17 protein-coding genes and 1 riboswitch are annotated in these 18,372 nt (G+C 68.3%); of the genes, 2 read left to right on the top strand and 15 right to left on the bottom strand.

The window, feature by feature from the left end:
- The first annotated feature begins 99 nt into the window (after positions 1–99).
- A complete protein-coding gene (locus tag AB3G45_RS14535; RefSeq protein WP_367831242.1) occupies positions 100–825 on the top strand; it encodes a Crp/Fnr family transcriptional regulator in 726 nt (241 codons plus the stop codon).
- Positions 826–835: 10 nt separating this feature from the next.
- Here AB3G45_RS14535 and AB3G45_RS14530 read toward each other — a convergent pair whose 3' ends face one another.
- From AB3G45_RS14530 to AB3G45_RS14500, 7 genes are all read right to left on the bottom strand, one after another.
- Entirely contained in the window at positions 836–1,264 is a 429-nt protein-coding gene (locus tag AB3G45_RS14530; protein WP_367831241.1) for a L,D-transpeptidase, read from the bottom strand.
- A gap of 151 nt (positions 1,265–1,415) precedes the next feature.
- Positions 1,416–2,396, bottom strand: coding sequence for an adenosylcobinamide-phosphate synthase CbiB (cbiB, locus tag AB3G45_RS14525; protein ID WP_367831240.1), 981 nt, complete (start codon positions 2,394–2,396; stop codon positions 1,416–1,418).
- Positions 2,393–3,406, bottom strand: a complete 1,014-nt coding sequence (gene cobD, locus AB3G45_RS14520) for a threonine-phosphate decarboxylase CobD (protein ID WP_367831239.1) — start codon at positions 3,404–3,406, stop codon at positions 2,393–2,395. Before cobD ends, cbiB begins: the two co-directional genes overlap by 4 nt.
- Positions 3,403–4,707: a cobyrinate a,c-diamide synthase gene (locus AB3G45_RS14515; RefSeq protein ID WP_367831238.1), complete on the bottom strand. Its 1,305-nt coding sequence runs from the start codon at positions 4,705–4,707 to the stop codon at positions 3,403–3,405. Before AB3G45_RS14515 ends, cobD begins: the two co-directional genes overlap by 4 nt.
- The gene (cobA, locus tag AB3G45_RS14510) at positions 4,704–5,546 is read right to left on the bottom strand and encodes a uroporphyrinogen-III C-methyltransferase (RefSeq protein WP_367831237.1); all 843 of its coding nucleotides are present in this window, start codon (positions 5,544–5,546) and stop codon (positions 4,704–4,706) included. The genes AB3G45_RS14515 and cobA overlap by 4 nt, the downstream gene beginning before the upstream one ends.
- A complete protein-coding gene (locus AB3G45_RS14505; protein WP_367831236.1) occupies positions 5,546–6,022 on the bottom strand; it encodes a cobalamin biosynthesis protein in 477 nt (158 codons plus the stop codon). The genes cobA and AB3G45_RS14505 overlap by 1 nt, the downstream gene beginning before the upstream one ends.
- On the bottom strand, positions 6,012–6,317 hold the full coding sequence (locus tag AB3G45_RS14500; protein ID WP_367831235.1) for a hypothetical protein: 306 nt from the start codon (positions 6,315–6,317) through the stop codon (positions 6,012–6,014). The genes AB3G45_RS14505 and AB3G45_RS14500 overlap by 11 nt, the downstream gene beginning before the upstream one ends.
- An 86-nt stretch (positions 6,318–6,403) precedes the next feature.
- On the opposite strand from AB3G45_RS14500, the gene AB3G45_RS14495 reads away from it, so the two are divergent.
- On the top strand, positions 6,404–7,189 hold the full coding sequence (locus tag AB3G45_RS14495) for a TSUP family transporter (RefSeq protein WP_367831234.1): 786 nt from the start codon (positions 6,404–6,406) through the stop codon (positions 7,187–7,189).
- A 21-nt stretch (positions 7,190–7,210) separates the two neighbouring features.
- Here AB3G45_RS14495 and cobO read toward each other — a convergent pair whose 3' ends face one another.
- The 8 genes from cobO to AB3G45_RS14455 form a co-directional block, all read right to left on the bottom strand.
- Complete coding sequence (cobO, locus tag AB3G45_RS14490; RefSeq protein ID WP_367831233.1) at positions 7,211–7,852, bottom strand: cob(I)yrinic acid a,c-diamide adenosyltransferase; 642 nt, start codon at positions 7,850–7,852, stop codon at positions 7,211–7,213.
- 22 nt (positions 7,853–7,874) lie between these two features.
- On the bottom strand, positions 7,875–11,636 hold the full coding sequence (cobN, locus tag AB3G45_RS14485; RefSeq protein WP_367831232.1) for a cobaltochelatase subunit CobN: 3,762 nt from the start codon (positions 11,634–11,636) through the stop codon (positions 7,875–7,877).
- An 88-nt stretch (positions 11,637–11,724) separates the two neighbouring features.
- On the bottom strand, positions 11,725–12,774 hold the full coding sequence (cobW, locus tag AB3G45_RS14480) for a cobalamin biosynthesis protein CobW (protein ID WP_367831231.1): 1,050 nt from the start codon (positions 12,772–12,774) through the stop codon (positions 11,725–11,727).
- A gap of 3 nt (positions 12,775–12,777) precedes the next feature.
- Positions 12,778–13,302, bottom strand: coding sequence for a bifunctional adenosylcobinamide kinase/adenosylcobinamide-phosphate guanylyltransferase (gene cobU, locus AB3G45_RS14475; RefSeq protein ID WP_367831230.1), 525 nt, complete (start codon positions 13,300–13,302; stop codon positions 12,778–12,780).
- A 1-nt stretch (position 13,303) separates the two neighbouring features.
- On the bottom strand, positions 13,304–14,092 hold the full coding sequence (locus tag AB3G45_RS14470; RefSeq protein ID WP_367831229.1) for a CbtA family protein: 789 nt from the start codon (positions 14,090–14,092) through the stop codon (positions 13,304–13,306).
- An 11-nt stretch (positions 14,093–14,103) separates the two neighbouring features.
- A complete protein-coding gene (locus AB3G45_RS14465; RefSeq protein WP_367831228.1) occupies positions 14,104–14,280 on the bottom strand; it encodes a CbtB-domain containing protein in 177 nt (58 codons plus the stop codon).
- A gap of 46 nt (positions 14,281–14,326) precedes the next feature.
- Positions 14,327–14,693: riboswitch (cobalamin riboswitch) on the bottom strand.
- A gap of 79 nt (positions 14,694–14,772) precedes the next feature.
- Complete coding sequence (locus AB3G45_RS14460; RefSeq protein WP_367831227.1) at positions 14,773–16,590, bottom strand: peptidoglycan-binding protein; 1,818 nt, start codon at positions 16,588–16,590, stop codon at positions 14,773–14,775.
- A gap of 154 nt (positions 16,591–16,744) precedes the next feature.
- Positions 16,745–18,205 carry a cobyric acid synthase gene (locus AB3G45_RS14455; protein WP_367831226.1) on the bottom strand — a complete coding sequence of 487 codons (1,461 nt, stop codon included), beginning with the start codon at positions 18,203–18,205 and terminating at the stop codon, positions 16,745–16,747.
- Between the last annotated feature and the right edge of the window lie 167 nt (positions 18,206–18,372).

Genomic DNA, 18,372 nt, shown 5'->3' with positions numbered 1-18,372 from the left:
GCTATTTTGCCGCGAGGCGGTACGCTTTATGTTCATCACCCTGTGCGGTAGCACGGCATTGTTGCGCCGCGGAAGCTGCGGGGCGAAAGGAAAGCCGATATGGAAGTTCGCCGCCAAGATATCCATAATTCCGATATTCCGCTCGTGTGCCGTGCCTGCGAGGCGCGCCATGGCGGGGTCTGCGGTGCGCTGACCTCCGAGCAGCTTTCCGAACTCAACAAGCACTCGTTCCGCAATCGCCTGGAAACCGGCGCCGAAGTCATCGGCCAGGGCGAGACGGTGGTGAACTATTCCAACATCATGCGCGGCGTGGTGAAGCTGACCAAGGTGATGGCGGACGGCCGCCAGCAGATCGTCGGCCTGCAGTTCGCCCCCGACTTCCTCGGCCGGCCGTTCCTGGAAGAGAGCGCCATCACCGCGGAAGCGGCGACGGAAAGCGAAGTGTGCAATTTCCCGCGCCATGTGCTGGACCGGCTCGTCAAGAAAACGCCGGAGCTGGAACACAAGCTGCACCGGCAGGCGCTGAAGGAACTGGACGAGGCGCGCGACTGGATGCTGACGCTCGGCCGCAAGTCGGCGCAGGAGAAGGTGGCAAGCTTCCTCTATCTCATCGCCACCCATATCGACCCGGATAGCGTCGACACCTCGACCTTCGACCTGCCGCTCTCGCGCGCCGACATCGCCGATTTCCTCGGGCTGACGATCGAGACCGTCAGCCGGCAGTTCACCAAGCTGCGCAAGGAAAACGTCATCCGGCTCGAGAACAACCGCAACGTCACCGTTCCCGACATGGACCGGCTGATGCGCTACGCCGGCAACGACTGAGCCGAAAGCCTCAGCGCGTGATGACGATGCGCGTGTTGGACAGCCCGCTGCGGTTGGCCATCTGGAAGAAGGTCGCCGCATTGTCGGGATGGAGGCGCACGCAGCCGTGCGAGGCCGGACGGCCGAGGCGCTTCGTCTCGTAGGTCGCGTGCACCGCATATCCGCCCTTGAAGAAGATCGCATAGGGCATCGGCGCATTGTTATACTTGCGAGAGCGGTGGTTGCGCGAGGCCCATTTCGCCGACCATGCGCCCGTCGGCGTGCCGTAGCCCTTGCGGCCGGTCGACACGCGCCAGCGATACTTCACCGCGCCGTTCTGAGTAACGACCATGGTCTGCGAAGAAAGGCTGATCCGGGCGACGAGATTGGCGGACAGGGCGGTCTGGGTCTGGAACAATACAAGAAGGAATGCGACTGCGGTCGCAAACAGGATGCGCATGACTTCCCCTCTATTCGATTGCGGATGGCTTTGACGCCATGTCTCACGGCGAGACAGGATATAGACGTTTCAGCCTTGCGCAATATTGGCGGGACCGGCAAAGGAAAACGAAGTTAAGGCATAAAATCTTACCGAATGCCGCGCCGCCCGCTCACAGCAAAGCCAAAAGAAGCGCTGCCGACAATACAGCGGCGGCAAGTGCAGCGCAGGCAGCGGAGAATATCCGCAAGGACAGATCGATATCCGCGACCGCCGCGACGATGCGCCCGCTGGCGTTCATCATCGGCTCGTCGACGCGCGTGCCGCCGTAGATGCGCGGGCCGGCAAGGCCGATGCCGAGCGCGCCGGCCATCGCCGCTTCCGGCCAGCCGGAATTGGGCGAGCGGTGAAGGCCCGCATCGCGCAGCGCCGTGCCGATCGCAAGGCGCGCTGCCGCCCTGCCCTTCACCGCCCATGCGCCGGCGGCGAGGAAGACGATGGAAAGCCGCGCGGCGGGCCAGTTGGCAAGGTCGTCCAGCCGGGCGGAAGCGCGGCCGAAATCGAGATATTTCGTATTCTTGTGGCCGATCATCGAATCGGCCGTGTTCAGCATCTTGTAGGCGAACAGGCCCGGCAGGCCGAGGAGCGCGTACCAGAGCGCGGGCGCCACCACGCCATCGGAGAAATTCTCGGCAAGACTCTCGATGCCGGCGCGGCAGATGGCCGGCTCGTCGAGCGTCGCCGGATCGCGCCCGACGATCATCGACACGGCCTGCCGCCCGCCCGCAAGGCCGCCGCGCCGCAGCCCCACGGAGACGGCGCGCACATGGTCGTAAAGGCTTTTCTGCGCGAGGAGGACCGCGACGACGACGATCTCGACAAGGTCGCCGACGATCCCGAGAGGTGCGAGGAGCCGGTGCAGGACGAGGCCGGACAGTGCACTGGCGGCGAGCAGCACGGCGATGCCGGCGGCGCCGTTGAAGCGCTTCGTTTCGGCCGAGAGGCGCTTGCCGTTGAAGAGCCTGTCCGTCAGCCCGATCGCCCGGCCGAACAACACGACCGGATGCGGCACGCGCCGCCACAGCCCGTCCGGATCGCCGACGAAGCGGTCGAGCAGCAAGGCCAGGAAGAGGAGGAGAAGCGACCCGCTCATCGCCCGGCCATCACCGCGGCCAGCGCCTCCGCCAGCCGGGCGTCGGAGGCGGCATCCGGCGCAAGCCCGAAGCGCAGCCAGCGCGCCTCGTAGTCGAAAGGCCGGACGAGGATGTGGTGGCGGCAGAGACCTTCGTGGAGGCCGGCCGCATCCGCATGGTCGACCAGCGAGAACAGGCCGGTGCCGCCGATAACGGCAAGGCCCGCCCCGGCAAGCACCGCGTCGAGCGCCGCCTTGCGCGCCTCGATCGACCGGCGGATGGCGGCGGTGTCGGAGGACATCAGGCCCGTGGCGATGGTGAGCGCCGGGCCCGACACGGCCCAGGGGCCGAGCCCGTCCTCGATACGGTCGATGAGCGATGTCTCACCGATGACGAAGCCGAGGCGCAGGCCCGCGAGGCCGAAGAACTTGCCGAAGGAACGGAAGACGACGAGCCCCGGCATGCCGTCGCCGGCGAGCGGCGCGACGGCGGCGTCGGGGCGCATGTCGCCGAAGGCCTCGTCGACGACGAGAAGGCCGCCGCCGCCGGCAACCCGCCGGTGAAGATCGAGCAGCGCTTCGCGCGAGAACAGCCGTCCGTCCGGATTGTTCGGATTGACGACGACGACCAGGCCATGGGCCTCGTCTACGGCATTAAGCCCGGCTATGCGATCCACCGCCACGCCGGCATTTTCCAGCACGCGGGCATATTCGCCATAGGTCGGCGAGACGACGGCGGCGCGGCGGCCGGGAGCGACGAGACGCGGCAGGAGCTGGATGACGGACTGCGTTCCGGGAACGGGAAAGGGCAAGGCGCCCGACGTGCCGTAATAGCGGGCGGCGGCGGCGCGCGCGGCGTCCTGGCGGTGCCGGTCCGGCAGGCGGTGCCAGGCGCCGGCGTCCACGTCGGGCAGCGCCGCGGGAATGGGATTGATGCCGGTGGAAAGGTCCAGCCAATCCTCCGGCCGGCCGCCGAAGCGCCGGGCGGCCGCGGCGATGCCGCCGCCATGGACGATGGCCGGCGCGGTCATGCCGCCTCCGGCGCAAGGTCGATAAGGTGCATGTAGGAGCCGCTGACGGCTCCGCGGCGCAGGCCCGCCTCGCCGAGGTCCTCGCCGATCGCGTCCGTGACAGCGAAGAGACGATCCGCGGCGCCCTCGCTCACGACGGTGGAATAGTGGAACTCGTGGGCGGTCATCGGCGCCGAGAAACCCGAGCCGGCAAGCGGCGTCACGCAGCGGTAGCCGAGATGGCGGCGGCGCTCGGCAAAGCTGGTGACGAGCGGCAAGAGGCCGAGCATTGCGTAGCGCGAACCATCCGCCGCGACCAGCGCTTCCCCCAATGCCATGTACCCCCCGCATTCGCCATAGATGCGCGCCCCCCGGCGCGCCGCATCCTGCATGCCTAGACGGAAGGCATGGGCATTGGCAAGAGCGGCCCCATGCAGTTCCGGATATCCGCCGGGCAGATAGACGGCATCCGCGTCGGCCGCGGGCGCCTCGTCGGCCAGCGGCGAGAAGAAGGAAAGGCTCGCCCCCGCCATGCGCCAGCCCATCAGGATGTGCTCGTAGCTGAAGGCGAAGGCGACGTCGCGGGCGACCGCGATGCGCTGGCCGAGCGGCGGCAGGCACGGCACGGCGCCCCGCGGCTGCGCCCGTCCCCGCTCCGCGATGGCGACCAGGCGGTCGAGATCGCAGCACCGCGTCACCACGGCCGCCGCACGGACGATGAAGCTTTCCAGCGTGCCGTGCTCGCCGGCCTGCACGAGGCCGAGATGCCGTTCCGGCATGGCGAGCAGCGGATCGCTCCTCAGCATGCCGAAAATCTCGATGCCGCTCGCCTCCAGCGCGCCGCGCAGCATGGCCTCGTGCCGGGGGCTGCCGATCTTGTTGAGGATGACGCCGGCGACGCGGATATCGCTGCGATGGTCCCGGTAGCCCTTCACCAGCGCGGCGACGGACTGGGACATGCGGCTGCAATCGACGACGAGCACGACGGGCAGGCCGAGCGTCGCGGCAAGGTCGGCCGGCGCGCCGGTGCCGTCGGCGGCGGCATCGAAAAGGCCCATCATCGCCTCGACCAGCAGGAAACCCTCGGGCCCGGCCTGCTCGGCGGCATTGGCGCGGATGAGGTCCGGGCGCATCGCCCAGGGATCGTAGTTAAGGCAGGCCCGGCGGCTGGCGGCAGCATGGAAGGCCGGATCGATGTAGTCCGGTCCCGCCTTGCCGGAAACGAGGCCGAGACCGGCATCGGCAAGCGCGCGCGCCAGCCCCAGCGTCACCGTCGTCTTGCCGGAACCGGAAGCGGGCGCGGCGATGAGCAGTCCGCTCATGCCGGGTCCTTCAATTCGCGCGCGCCGAACGGATCGGGCACCAGCGCGCGACCCTGCGTCAGCGCGCCGAGCCAGTCGAGCGAGGCGCGCAGGCGCACGACCTCGCCGACGACGACGACGGCCGGCGGTTCGAGGCCGGCGGCCGTGACGTCCGCCTCCGCGCGGGCGAGCGTCGTTTCCAGCACCTGCTGCTCGGCGGTGGCGGCATTGCAGACGAAGGCGACGGGCTCGTCCGGCGCCCGGCCGGCGGCGATGAGGTTGGCGGCGATCTGGCCGATATGCTTCATCGCCATGTACATGACGATGACGGGCGAGCCCTTGGCGATGCCTTCCCAGTTGATCCGATCGGGCACGAGGCCGGAGGAATCGTGGCCGGTGAGGAAGGTGACGGCGTGGTTGACCTCGCGATGCGTCACCGGGATGCCGGCATAGGCAAGGCCGCCGATGCCGGCCGTGATGCCCGGCACGATGCGGAAGGGGATGGCGTGCTCGATAAGGGTCAGCGCCTCCTCGCCGCCGCGGCCGAAGACGAAGGGATCGCCCCCCTTCAGCCGCAGCACGCGGTTGCCGGCGCGCGCCAGTTCCACGAGCCGCAGCGAGATGTCGCGCTGCTTGTGCGAAGGCTTGCCGCCGCGCTTGCCGGCGAATTCCAGCACCGCGCCCGGCCGGGCGAGCGACAGGCACTCCGCATTGACCAGCGCATCATGCACGATGACATCCGCCTGCTGGAGCGCATTGGCGGCATGCAGCGTCAGGAGACCGGGATCGCCCGGGCCGGCACCGACGAGCCAGACGCTGCCCTTCTGAAGGGATGGGAGGGCGGTGAACAGGGTTTGCATCAGGCAGGTTCCCGGCTTGAATCAGAATGCGAGGGCGCGGACTCGACCTCACAGGAAAGCGTCGCAAACGACTGGAACGATTCGGCGATCGCGACCGTGGCGTGGGGTGACTTCGTCTTCTCGACGACGAGCCTGCCGCCCTCGCCCGCCTGCGCCAGCGCCGCCGCCTCGGCGACGCCGTGGCAGCCGGTAAGGGCGAAGACGCGCTCCGAGGGATTGGCAAGGCGAGGCGTCTCGGCTTCGAGACGGGCGGCCGCAAAGGTCACCAGCGGCGCGCCGAAATGCCGGGCGACGGCATGCATGGCCGGCTCTCGCGCGCGCGCATCCAGCGTCGCGACGGCGGCGATGCCTTCGCGATCCGGGACGACGGAAAGGGCAAGGTCGAGGAGTTCGGCGGGCGGCGTGCCGCGCTCGCAGCCAAGGCCGAGGACGAGCAGGCGTCGTCCGGTGTCGGGATGTGGGGCTTCAGCGCGCATGGCGGTCTCTCGCAAAATTCCACGCGAAAGCGCCCGGCCTTGCCGTCCACCGACAGTTCCGGATGAAGCCCCTCTGGGTCAGCCGCACCGGACACCGCTCGGCCCGCTGCGCGGGCACCGTCGCGAGACCGTTCCCGCCTTTCCTGGAAAAGCGAAAACGCTCCATCTGTTTGGTTTCACGCAGTTCCGCAGGCGCAATTGCGTGAAGCTTCTTAGTACCGGAGGGCGCAAGGCCGGTCAAACCGGATTGCGGCATCGCCCGCACCGGATGCGGCATGCCGTCGCGGCGGCCCATCCCTGCACCGGGCATGGGCCTTGCTTTTGCCGCGCAGTCTGACAGAAGGGGTGGAAATCCTCTCCTCGCATCCCCCGAGACCCGTCGTGGCCGACATAGCCTTCCAAATCCTCGTCTTCCTGTTCCTCGCCGCCTTCCTGGCCGGCTTCATCGATTCCATCGCCGGCGGCGGCGGCATGATCACCATCCCCGCCATGCTGATCGCCGGCATTCCGCCGCTCGAAACGCTCGGCACGAACAAGCTGCAATCCCTTTTCGGCTCCGGCTCGGCGACGCTCGCCTATGCCCGCGCCGGCCATGTGCGCCTTGCCGAGCAATTGCCGATGGCGGCACTCTCCGCGCTCGGCGGGGCCTTCGGCGCCCTGCTCGCGACCATCGTGCCGGGCGACGTGCTGAAGGCGATCCTGCCGTTCCTGCTCGTCGCCATCGCGCTTTATTTCGGGTTGAAGCCGAATATCGGCGATATCGACAAGCACCGCCGCATGGGCGTCTTCCTGTTCACCGCCACCATCGTGCCGGCGATCGGCTTCTACGACGGCGTGTTCGGACCGGGCACCGGCTCGTTCTTCATGCTGGCCTTCGTGACGCTGGCGGGCTTCGGCGTGCTGAAGGCGACGGCGCATACCAAGCTCCTGAACTTCGGCTCGAATCTCGGCGCCTTCGCCGTCTTCCTCGCCTATGGCGTCGTCTTGTGGAAGGTCGGCCTCGTCATGGGCGCCGGACAGTTCCTCGGCGCGCAGGTCGGCTCACGCGTCGCGATGAGGATCGGCGCGAAGATCATCAAGCCGCTGCTGGTGGTCACCTCCATCGCCCTCGCCATCCGCCTGATGGCCGACCCGGGCCATCCGCTGCGGGTGTGGCTGGGGTGGTGAGAGGCGGGGCGCCCCTCGCGGTCAATATTCCACGCCCTGCTGCGCCTTGATGCCCGAGCGGAACGGGTGCTTCAGCAGTTCCATCTCGGTCGCGAGGTCGGCGATCTCGATCAGCTCTTCCTTGGCGTTGCGGCCCGTCAGCACGACATGGGTCATGTAGGGCTTTTCATTCGTCAGGAACGCGATCACCTCATTGACGTCGATATAGTCATAGCGCAGCGCGATGTTGATCTCGTCGAGCAACACCATGGAATTGCGCTCGTCGCGGATGAGTTCCTTCGCCTTCTCCCAGGCCTTCTGCGCCATCGCAACGTCGCGGGCGCGGTCCTGCGTTTCCCAGGTAAAGCCCTCGCCCAGCGTGAAGAACTGGCAGAGATCGGAGAAATGCGCCTCGATCAGGTCGCGCTCGCCCGTCACCATGGCGCCCTTGATGAACTGCACGACGGCGCAGGGCTTCCCGTGCGCGATATGGCGGAAGATCATGCCGAAACCGGCGGTCGACTTGCCCTTGCCCTTGCCGGTATGGACGATGACGAGGCCCTTCTCGTCGGTCTTCGTCGCCATGATCTTTTCGCGCGCCTGCTTCTTCTTGGCCATCTTCTCCGCGTGGCGGGCGAGTTCGGCTTCGGTCATGCCGGCGGTTTCGTCGTGGTTATCGCTCATCGTTCTTCCTTCCAATATCCCGTTACGACGCCTTGCGCCGGGTGAGGCCGTCCAGTTCGAAGCGCGCGGAGTTCGAGCGCGGCGTCCAGAGCTTCCGGTCGATCGCCTCGGCGAACCGCGCCGCCATTTCGGCAAGCGCCGCCGGATTCTTCTCCATCAGGAAATCGCGCACCCGCTCGTCCAGCACATAGGCCTGGTAGGCGGCCTCGAAATGGTGGTCCTTCACCGCGCCGGTCGTGGCGGCGAAGGCGAACATGAAATCGACCGTCGCGGCGATCTCGAAGGCGCCCTTGTAGCCGTGGCGCATGACGCCGTCGATCCATTTGGGATTGACGACGCGGGCGCGCACGACGCGGCCGATCTCGTCCTCCAGCGTGCGCACCACCGGTTTTTCGGGTCGCGACAGGTCGTTGTGGTAGACGACCGGCTGCTTGCCGGAAAGGTGCTCCGCCGCCGCGGCCATGCCGCCTTCGAACTGGTAGTATTCGTCGCTGTCGAGCAGGTCGTGCTCGCGGCTGTCCTGGTTCTGCACCACGGCCTGGAGGCTCCTCATGCGCGCCTCCAGCCGCTCGCGCATCGGCACGCCGTCGCTCGTCCCGTCATAGGCATGCGCACCCCAGGTAAGCCACGCCTCGGCAAGGTCGCCGCGTTCCGTCCACAGCCCCTCGTCCATCATCGTCTGGAGGCCGGCGCCGTAGCCGCCCGACTTCGCGCCGAAAATGCGGAAGCCGGCCTGCTTCAGCGCCTCGTCCTCGGAGGCGCCTTTTTCCGCCAGCGCCGCCGCCTCGGCCCGCATGCGGGCGGCGATCGGGTTGTCGGCATCGTCCTCGTCCAGCGCGCCGATGGCGCGCACGGCCCGGTCGAACAGCGCGATCTGCTCCGGGAAGGCATCGCGGAAGAAGCCGGAAATGCGCAGCGTCACATCGACGCGCGGATGGCGCAGCATGGCCGGCGGGATGATCTCGAAGCCCGTGACGCGGCGCGAGGCCATGTCCCAGGTCGGCTTGACGCCGATCAGCGCCATGGCCTGCGCGATGTCGTCGCCGCCGGTGCGCATGTTGGAGGTGCCCCAGGCGGTGATGCCGAAGGCGGTCGGCCATTCGCCGTGGTCCTGCGCATAGCGGGCGACGGTGAGTTCGGCGGATTTGCGGCCGAGTTCCCAGGCCGCCGGCGTCGGCACCGCGCGGCTGTCGACGGAATAGAAGTTGCGCCCCGTCGGCAGCACGTCCGGCCGCCCGCGCGTCGGCGCGCCGGAAGGGCCCGGCTCGATGAAGCGCCCGTCGAGACCGCGCAGCAGCGCCGCAATCTCCGCCGGGCCGCAGGCGGAGAGCGCGGGGCGGATAGTCGCGTCGATCACGTCGAGCACGGCGCGGGTGGCGTGCCAGTTTTCCGGGCAGGCAAGCGTCCCGTCCACGAGCCTTGCGGCAAGCAGTTCGATGCACTCGACCGTGTCGCCGTTGCTGCGCCAGGGGGCATCGGTTTGCGTGGCGAGGATTTGCGGGCGCGGGCCGGTCCAGGGATCGGAGGGGATGCAGTCGAGCGGGTCGAAGGAAATCGCGCCCCGGAACGCATCCGCCGCGATCGCCCGCTGCAGGCTTGCTTCGCCGCCCTCGCCGAGGCCGCGCGGCACGCGGGCGAGCGCCAGCGTCAGGTCGGTCAGGAGCCGTCCCTCGGGCGACACGCCGAAGACGTGCAGGCCGTCGCGGATCTGCATTTCCTTCAGGTCGCAGAGATAGGCGTCGAGCTTCTGCAACGCCGCCGCCTCGCCGTCCGTCCGGGCGATGCCGGCGTCGCGGTCGAGGCCGATGTCGCGCACGAGGTCGAGGATCTGCTTCGTCAGAAGCTTGATGCGCCGCGGATCGCCGCCGGAGGCGTCGTAATATTCGTCGACCAGCGCCTCGAGGTCCTTCAGCGGGCCGTAGGTCTCCGCGCGGGTCAGGGGCGGCGTCAGGTGATCGACGATGACGGCGGCGGAGCGGCGCTTGGCCTGCGTGCCCTCGCCCGGATCGTTGACGATGAAGGGATAGAGATGCGGCACCGGGCCGAGCACGGCTTCCGGATAGCACGCCTCCGACAGGGCCAGCGCCTTGCCCGGCAGCCATTCCAGATTGCCGTGCTTGCCCATATGCACGATGGCATGCGCGCCGAAATGCCGGCGCAGGAAGGCATAGAAGGCGAGATAGCCGTGCGGCGGCACGAGATCCGGCGAATGGTAGGTGTCCTTCGGATCGATATTGTAGCCGCGCGCCGGCTGGATGCCGACCAGCGTCTCGCCGAAACGGGCGAGCGGCAGGGCGAAGACGTCGCCGATGACGAAGGGATCGTCTTCCGGCGCACCCCAGCGAGCCGTCATCTCCGCCTGAATCTGCATCGGAAGGGAGGCGAAGAACGCCTTGTAATGATTGAGGGAAAATGTCTCGCGGATTTCGCGCCCGTCGCTCGCCGCATTGGTCGGGCCGGCCATCAGGTGGGCGATCAGCGCGTCGCCGTCGGCCGGCAGGTCCGCCACCGCATAGCCCTCCGCCGCCATGGCGCGCAGCACCTCCATCGTGCCGGCCGGCGTGTCGAGGCCGACGCCGTTGCCGAGGCGCCCGTCGCGGTTCGGATAGTTCGCCATGACGAGCGCGATGCGGCGCTCCGCCGGCGCCGCCCGCCGCAGCCGCGCCCAGCCGGCGGCCAGCCGGGCGGAAAAGCGGATGCGGTCCTCGACCGGATCGAGGCTGACGATGTTCGTCTCGACGCGCTCGTCATAACGCGCGGCCGCCTTGAAGGAGACGGCCCGGGCGAGCACGCGGCCATCGACCTCCGGCAGCGAGACGTTCATGCCGAGGTCGCGCGCCGTCAGCCCCTGGCCGGAGGCTTCCCAGGCTTCGCGCGAAGAACCGGAAAAGACGATCTGCAGGACCGGCGCGCCCGTTTCGTCGAGCACGGTCGGCTTGCGGCCGGCGCCGGGGGCGGATACGGCAAAGCTGGTGGCGTTCAGCACGACCTCGGGCCGGGCGTTCTCGAAGGCAGCGCGCACCGTCTCGATGGAGACGGGCTCCTTGAGGCTGGAGACGAAGAGCGGCAGGGCGCGGACGCCCTCGGCCGCCAATGCCTCGATCAGCATTTCCACGGGGCGTGTCTCGCCGCTCTGGACATAGGCGCGGTAGAAGCAGATGGCGGCGGTGGGGGCGTGCTCCTCCGAGGGAGGTACGGCACCCGCCAGCGCCCGCCACGTCTCGATGTCCACAACACCCCGCCCCGGCCACCAGATGCCGGCCTTTTCCAGCAGTGTGGCCGGTTCCGGCCTGTCGCCGCCGAAGACCAGGGCATCGGCATAGGCGAGGAAGCGGTCCGCATTGTCGGCGCCGCCCTCGTTGAGATAGGCCCAGAGGGTCTGGCGGTCGGTGTCGTCTATGCGGTTGAAGGGGACGAGGCCCTCGTCCGGCCGGTCGTCGCCGGGCAGCGCCACGAGCCGAATGCCGTTCGCCACCGCCGTCGCCAGCAGCGCTTCCAGCACGTAGCGGAAATAGCTGGCGCCGCCGAGGGCGCGGATGACGATGAGCTTCGCGTGCCGGGCGGTGCGCTCGACATAGGTATCGACCGACATCGGATGGGACAGCGTGGCGAGGCTGGCGAGCCGCAGCCGCGTTTGCGTGTCGCGCGCGCGATGGGCGGCGGCGATGGCGGCAAGCTCCGTGTCGGCGGCGGAGAGGAAGAGGATGTCGCCGGGCGTCTGCCCAAGGTCGATCGCCTCCCTGCCGTCGGCGATGGTGCCCTTCTGCGCTAGGAGAAGATGCATGCGGCGCCTCCCCTCCCGGCACGCCGCGAACGGGCTTGCCGGGCCGAAAACATCGAAGAAGGGAACCGCCGCATGCTCATGCCGAAACTCACACCGCCGCGGCGATGGCCGCGCGCACCGCGGCTTCGTCCATGTCGTGCAGGCCGATGACGACGAGGCGGGTGCCGCGGGTCTCGCCGGGGGCCCAGGCGCGCTCGAAATAGTGGTCGATGCGGCTGCCGACGGCCTGGACGAGCAGGCGCAGCGGCTTGCCGGGCACGTCGGCGAAACCCTTGACGCGCAGCACGTCATGGGTGGCGATCACGCCCTTGAGGCGTTCGATGAAGGCGGCCGGCTCGGCGATGGCCGGCAGGTCCACGACGAAGCTGTCGAACTCGTCATGGTCGTGCTCCTCACCGTTCTCGTGCTCCATCTCGTGGTGCGACTTGCGGTTGGCGATGTCGTCCTCCGTGCCGACGCCGAGGCCGAGCAGCACGGCGGCGGCGACCTCGCCGTTCCTCGCCTCGATCATCGTGGGCTTGCGGGCGGTGCGGGAGGCGACCTCGTCGCGCACGGCCTTGAGGCCCTCGGCGTCGATCAGGTCGGTCTTGTTGAGCACGATGAGGTCGGCGGCGGTGAGCTGGTCCTCGAACAGCTCCTCCAGCGGGCTTTCATGGTCGAGGTTCTCGTCCGTAACACGCAGCGCATCCACCTTGTCGTGGTCGTCGGCAAAGCGGCCGGCGGCGACGGCGGCACTGTCGACGACGGTCACGACGCCGTCCACCGTCACCTGCGTCTTGATCTCCGGCCAGTTGAAGGCGGCGACGAGCGGCTGCGGCAGGGCAAGGCCCGAGGTCTCGATGACGATGTGGTCGGGACGGTTCTCCCGCTCTAGGAGCTTCGTCATGGTGGGGATGAAATCATCGGCGACGGTGCAGCAGATGCAGCCGTTGGTAAGCTCGATGATGTCGTCCTCGGTGCAGGCTTCCGCGCCGCAACCCTTCAGGACGTCGCCGTCGACGCCGAGATCGCCGAACTCGTTGATGATGAGCGCGATGCGTTTTCCTCCGGCATTCTGCAGGAGGTTGCGGATCAGCGTCGTCTTGCCCGCGCCGAGGAAGCCGGTGATGACGGTGGCGGGGATCTTCTGTTGCAGCATGGCTCAACCCTTCATTTTCAGCGGCAATCCGGCCGCGATGAAATAGACTTCAGGCACGAGGGCGGCGACCTTCTGGTGCAGCCGCCCGGCATGGTCGCGGAATTCGCGCGCCATGCGGTTTTCCGGCACGATGCCGAGGCCGACCTCGTTGGAGACGAGGACGATGCGGCCGGGCGCCTGCCGGATGGCGTCCAGGAGGCTGGAGGATTCGGCGGCGATATCCCGCTCTTCCAGCATCAGGTTCGTCATCCACAGCGTCAGGCAATCGACGAGCACGGCCCGGTCGGCCCGCGCCACGGCGCGTATGCGCGCGGCGAGCGCCAGCGGCTCCTCATGCGTCTGCCAGCCCTCGCCGCGATCCTCGCGGTGCTTTGCAATGCGGGCGCGCATCTCGTCGTCGAAGGCGCGGCCGGTGGCGATATAGTGACGCGAGAGGCCGGTCTTGGCGACCAGCCTCTCGGCAAAAGCGGATTTTCCGGAACGCGCACCGCCCAGAACCAGGACGGCTCCGGGCGATGTCAGCGTCATATCAGGCGGCCTTGGCGATCTTCTCGTTGGCAAAGCCGAGCGAGAGGCCGAGCACGATCCAGAAGAACAGGGTCGTGGCAAGGGCGGCAACGGCGAATTCCGCGCCGAGCACGGCCGGAACGCTGCTGGAAATGTCGCCCGGCTGCGGTGCGCCATAAACCTGCGGCGCCGCGATCAGCACGATACCGACGATCTTGGCGACGATATTCGGCTTGAGGAACAGCAGGTAGAGGCCGGCCGCCGACAGGATGACGGTCGCGATCCACCAGACCTGGCGGTCGCCGAGATCGGCGGCGGGAAAGCCCGGAAGCTCCGGCGGCAGGCCGATGGCCGGCAGCATGTGCACGGCAAGCCAGCCGGCAGCCCCCCAGAGCGCCCCGTTCGCCACCGTGATCGGATGGCCGGAAACGAGGCTGAAGCCGGCGAGCAACAGGCCGAAGCCGGCGCCCGTGACGAGGTTGGCAAGGAGCGTTCCGGAGAACCGGCTCATGCCGAACATGATGCCGCCCTCCTCGTGGTCCTCGCCGTCATGGGCATAGGCGACGGAGACCGGCGAGAGCGCCGAGGCCATGTCGAGGATGACGGCGCCGAGCGAGGAATGATCCTGCGTCTGGGCAGCGCCTTCGGTGCCGGGTGTCGTGCCTTCGGTTGCGGGCGCGGCTTCGTCGCCGCCCTCGAATTCCTCGGCATGCAGGATGAGCGGCACGACTCGGGCCTCCTGGGCGGCCGTCATGAGCACGCCGGAGAACAGCCCGGCCACCAGGGCGGCCAGGAGATAACGAACGATCATGTCAAAAATCCTTAGTGGCAGGGAAAGCCGTAGGAGTGACGCGTATCGTGCGCCGTATCGTGCAACACGGCGGAATTCGCAAGGCCCGCGCCGAACACCAGGAAGGCGCCGAGCACGAGAGCGAAAACACCGGCGACGAGACGATCGTTTGCCGATAGGGTAACAGAAGACGTAGTCGAAACAGCCATGACAACCTCCGTGCAGGCAGCGGGGAAACCTCCCCAGGTCGGACGAAATGCCCTTACATTGGCTGGCAGGTCTCCTGGCTCGCAGCGTCCGGCGTTCAAAACGCCTGCGGGTCACCCTCGCCTTCCCAGGCTGCGGCATCACGAAAAGGCGGACGATTCGTAGAGAAAGAGGCGTCCCACCCCGGTTTATCGCAATGCCACCCAGTGGCTTTTCCGGCTGGTCCCCACGGCGCGGCCGACGGCACCATTGCCCCGTTCCGCGCAGATCCTCCCATCCGGATGAGCGTCCCTCGCCACTCTACAGTCGCGGGGTCGGCCGTGATTGCAGCGCCCTGATTGGGTCCGCCGCGTCACATTCCCATTTACTCCCCGATCCGTTTCCGGATCCGGGAACCATCCAATATGCTGGATGATTATGCTTCCACCCCTGCGAAGTCAATCGACCGGCAGCGTCATCGCCTGTGCCGAAACCGCCGCCGGGCCGTCGCAATCTCAATAGCCGGGAATGATCACCACGCCGCCGCCGTTGTAATAGCCGTCGTCGCGGTAGTAGCGCTCGTAATAGCCGTCGACCGGACCTTCGAGCATGTCATAGTCCTGCCGGTAGCGGCGCTGGCGATCCTGCCCGGCCTCGGCATATTGCGCGGCCTGGCGAAGGGCGCGGTACTGCTGGCGGGAGAGGTAGCCGTCGGCGCGGTAGCCCGACGCGCCCTGCCAGGCGGCGATCGCGGCGCGGCTGCGCGCGCCGAAGACGCCGTCGACGCCATAGGTGTTGAAGCCGAGCATGCTCAGCCAGCGCTGGGCCTGCGCCCGGATCGCGCGGTCCATATAGGCCTCGCGGCGATCGACCGCCGGCTGCTCCGCCTTGCGTTCGGTCTCCACGACGGCCGCTTTGCCGTCCGTCTTCGGCTTCGCCTCCTGCCGGGCCGTATTCGCCAGCGCCGAAAGGCGCGCACGCGCATCCGCGACGAAACGACCGTCCGGATATTCGTCGAGATAGGCGCGGAAGGCCTTTTCCGAGCCCTCCAGCACGGCTTTCTGGAACGTCTCCTCCTCGCGCTTTTCCGCGTCGGCGGCCTCTTCGACGGCAAGGCCGCGGTTCTTCCTGTCGGCCTCCTGCGTGTCGTCCTCGCGGGCAGCCGCGGTGTCCTTCGCCGCACGCTCGGCAGCGGCCGCTTCCTCGGCGCGCTTTTCGGCCTCCTCGGCAAGGCGGGCCGCTTCCGCCGCCTTGGCCTTCGCGTCGGCGGCGGCCCTGGCGGCCTCCGCCTTCAGCCGTTCCACCTCGGAGGCCTTCTCTTCCGCAAGCTTGCGGGCGGCGGCCGCCTCCTCTTCGATCCGTGCCTTCTCGGCCGCGGCGGCCTTTTCCGATTCGATGCGCTTGGCCTCGGCTTCGCGCCGGGCGGCGGCTTCCTCTTCGGCCCGCGCCTTTTCCGTCGCGGCGGCCTCTTCGGCCTTCAGGCGGGCAGCCTCTTCCGTCCTGGCCTTGTCCGCGGCAGCCGCGGCCTCCGCCTTCAGCCGTTCTGCCTCGGCAGCCTGCTCTTCAGCCAGCTTTCGGGCAGCCGCCTCCTTCTCTTCCGTCTCGGCCTTCAGGCGCGCCGCCTCTTCGACGCGCGCCTTTTCCGCCGCGGCGGCTTCCACGCGTGCCTTCTCCTCGGCCGCGGTCTTCTCCTCTGCAAGCTTGCGCGCCGCGGCCGCTTCTTCCGCCTTCTTCGCGTCCGCTTCCGCCTTCAGGCGCGCCGCCTCGGCATCGGCCTTCGCCTTTTCTACTTCCGCAGCCTTCTGCGCCTCCTCTTCGGCCTTGAGGCGCGCGGCTTCCGCATCGGCCCTGGCCTTTTCCGCCTCCGCCGTCTTCCGCGCCTCTTCCTCGGCCTTCAGGCGTGCGGCTTCCGCGTCGGCCTTGGCTTTCTCGGCCTCGGCGGTCTTGCGGGCCTCCTCCTCGGCTTTCGCCTTCTCAGCGGCGGCCTCGTCGGCCCTGGCCTTGGCGTCCGCCTCGGCCTGCTCGGAGGCGTCCGTCGCCGGCTTCGCCTTGGCGGCAGCCTGCAATTCCGCGATGCGCAGGCGCGCCATGGAGGCGAAGGTGCCGTTCGGATATTGCTTCAGATAGCCTTCGTACTGCGCGACGTCGCTTCCGGCCGAAACCTTCTGCCAGAGCGAGAATTCCTCTTCCCAGCGTTTTCCGGCGCTGCCGGCCTCCTTGCCGGTGGCGGCCTGCGCGAAGGCGACGGCCGGCTGGCCGGCGAGCGACAGCCCGACGATGCCGGCAAGGCCGAGCCGCACCAGAACGGAGCGTGCGAGAGGTCCAGAACCCATATATTCCACCCTTTCGGATCGCGCGAAGGCGCCAGCGCCCGGCGATCCCGGGCGGATTTCCATCACTCCTCGCACCGAATTCTGGCGCAACTTTGGTGCGGCAGGCCGGCGGCGGAGGAACCCGATAGCTGTACGTTTCAGGCGGGCGGTTTAATCAGCCCCGGCTTAAAAGACCGTCGAGCCAGCGCGGGTCGAGAACCGCCTCCAGCTCCGCCGCCACGCCGTCGAGCGCCGCATCGACGCTCGCCCGGTAATCGAAGCCGCCGCCCTCGATGCCGAAATCGGCAAGCAGGCCGGCGCGATAGGCGTCGCTCGACAGAAGACCGTGCAGATAGGTGCCCATCACCCGCCCGTCGGCCGAGAGTGCGCCGTCCGGCCGCCCGTCGATGCGGACGGCAGGGCGCAGCGTATCCGGCCCGGTGGTGCGGCCGAGATGGATCTCATAGCCTTCGAGCGGCACGCCGTATTGCACGGAGCGGGCCGTGCTGTTGCGCACGGTCTTTTCCGGCGCCATCTCGGTCTCGACCGCCAGCAGGCCGAGCCCCTCGACCTCCCGCGCGCCGCCCTCGATGCCGAGCGGATCGGTGACGCGGCTGCCGAGCATCTGGTAGCCGCCGCAGATGCCGATGACCCGGCCGCCGCGGCGCATGTGCAGCGCAAGGTCGCGGTCCCAGCCGGCGGCACGGAAATCCTCAAGGTCGGCGATGGTGGATTTGGAGCCCGGCAGAACGACGAGGCCGGCATCGGCCGGAAGCCGCTCGCCCGCTCGCACGAAGACGACGTCCACATCCGGTTCGGCCTTGAGCGGATCGAGGTCGTCGAAATTGGCGATGCGCGAAAGAACGGGCACCGCGACCTTCAGCGCCCCGCCGCCGCCCTTGGCAAGCCGCTCCAGCACGACCGAATCCTCGGCCGGCAGGCGCGCCGCCTCCCTCAGCCACGGCACGACGCCGAAACAGGGCCAGCCGGTGAAGCGGGCGATTTCGGCGATGCCGCTGTCGAACAGCGTTACGTCGCCCCGGAACTTGTTGATGAGATAGCCGGCGACCATGCGCCGGTCTTCCTCCGGCAGGATGGCGTGGGTGCCGACCAGCGAGGCGATGACGCCGCCACGGTCGATATCGCCGACGAGCACGACCGGCACGCCGGCGCGGGTAGCAAAGCCCATATTGGCGATGTCCCCGGCCCGAAGGTTGATTTCCGCCGGCGAGCCCGCGCCCTCGACGACGACGAGGTCGGCGCCGTCCGCGACCGTCGCGAAGCTCTCCATGACGGCGCCCATCAGTTTCGGCTTCAGCGCCTGGTAGTCGCGCCCCTTGGCCTGGCCGAACACCCTGCCCTGCACGATGATCTGGCTGCCGGTCTCCGATTGCGGCTTGAGCAGCACCGGGTTCATGTGCACGGAGGACGGCACGCGGGCGGCGAGCGATTGCAGCCATTGCGCCCGGCCGATCTCTCCCCCGTCGGCCGAGACGGCGGCATTGTTCGACATGTTCTGCGGCTTGAAGGGACGCACCTTCAGCCCGCGATTGGCGGCGATGCGGCAGAGCCCCGCCACCAATACCGTTTTTCCGACATCCGAGCCGGTGCCCTGGAGCATGATCGTTCTGGTCATGCGGCCCTCGTAGCATTCCCGCCGACCACCGAAAAGCCCTGATTCACCGCAATTCCGCCGCAATCTCGCAGCGCCCGCACAGGTCATCGGCGAGCCGATCGCCATGCGCGGCAAGCATGGCTGCCATGCCATTCCATTTGCGACATATTGCGCCGTGAACGACCCTG

The sequence above is a fragment of the Shinella sp. S4-D37 genome, from assembly GCF_040812195.1.
Taxonomy (GTDB): domain Bacteria; phylum Pseudomonadota; class Alphaproteobacteria; order Rhizobiales; family Rhizobiaceae; genus Shinella.
This window is presented reverse-complemented; position numbering and strand designations above follow the sequence as displayed.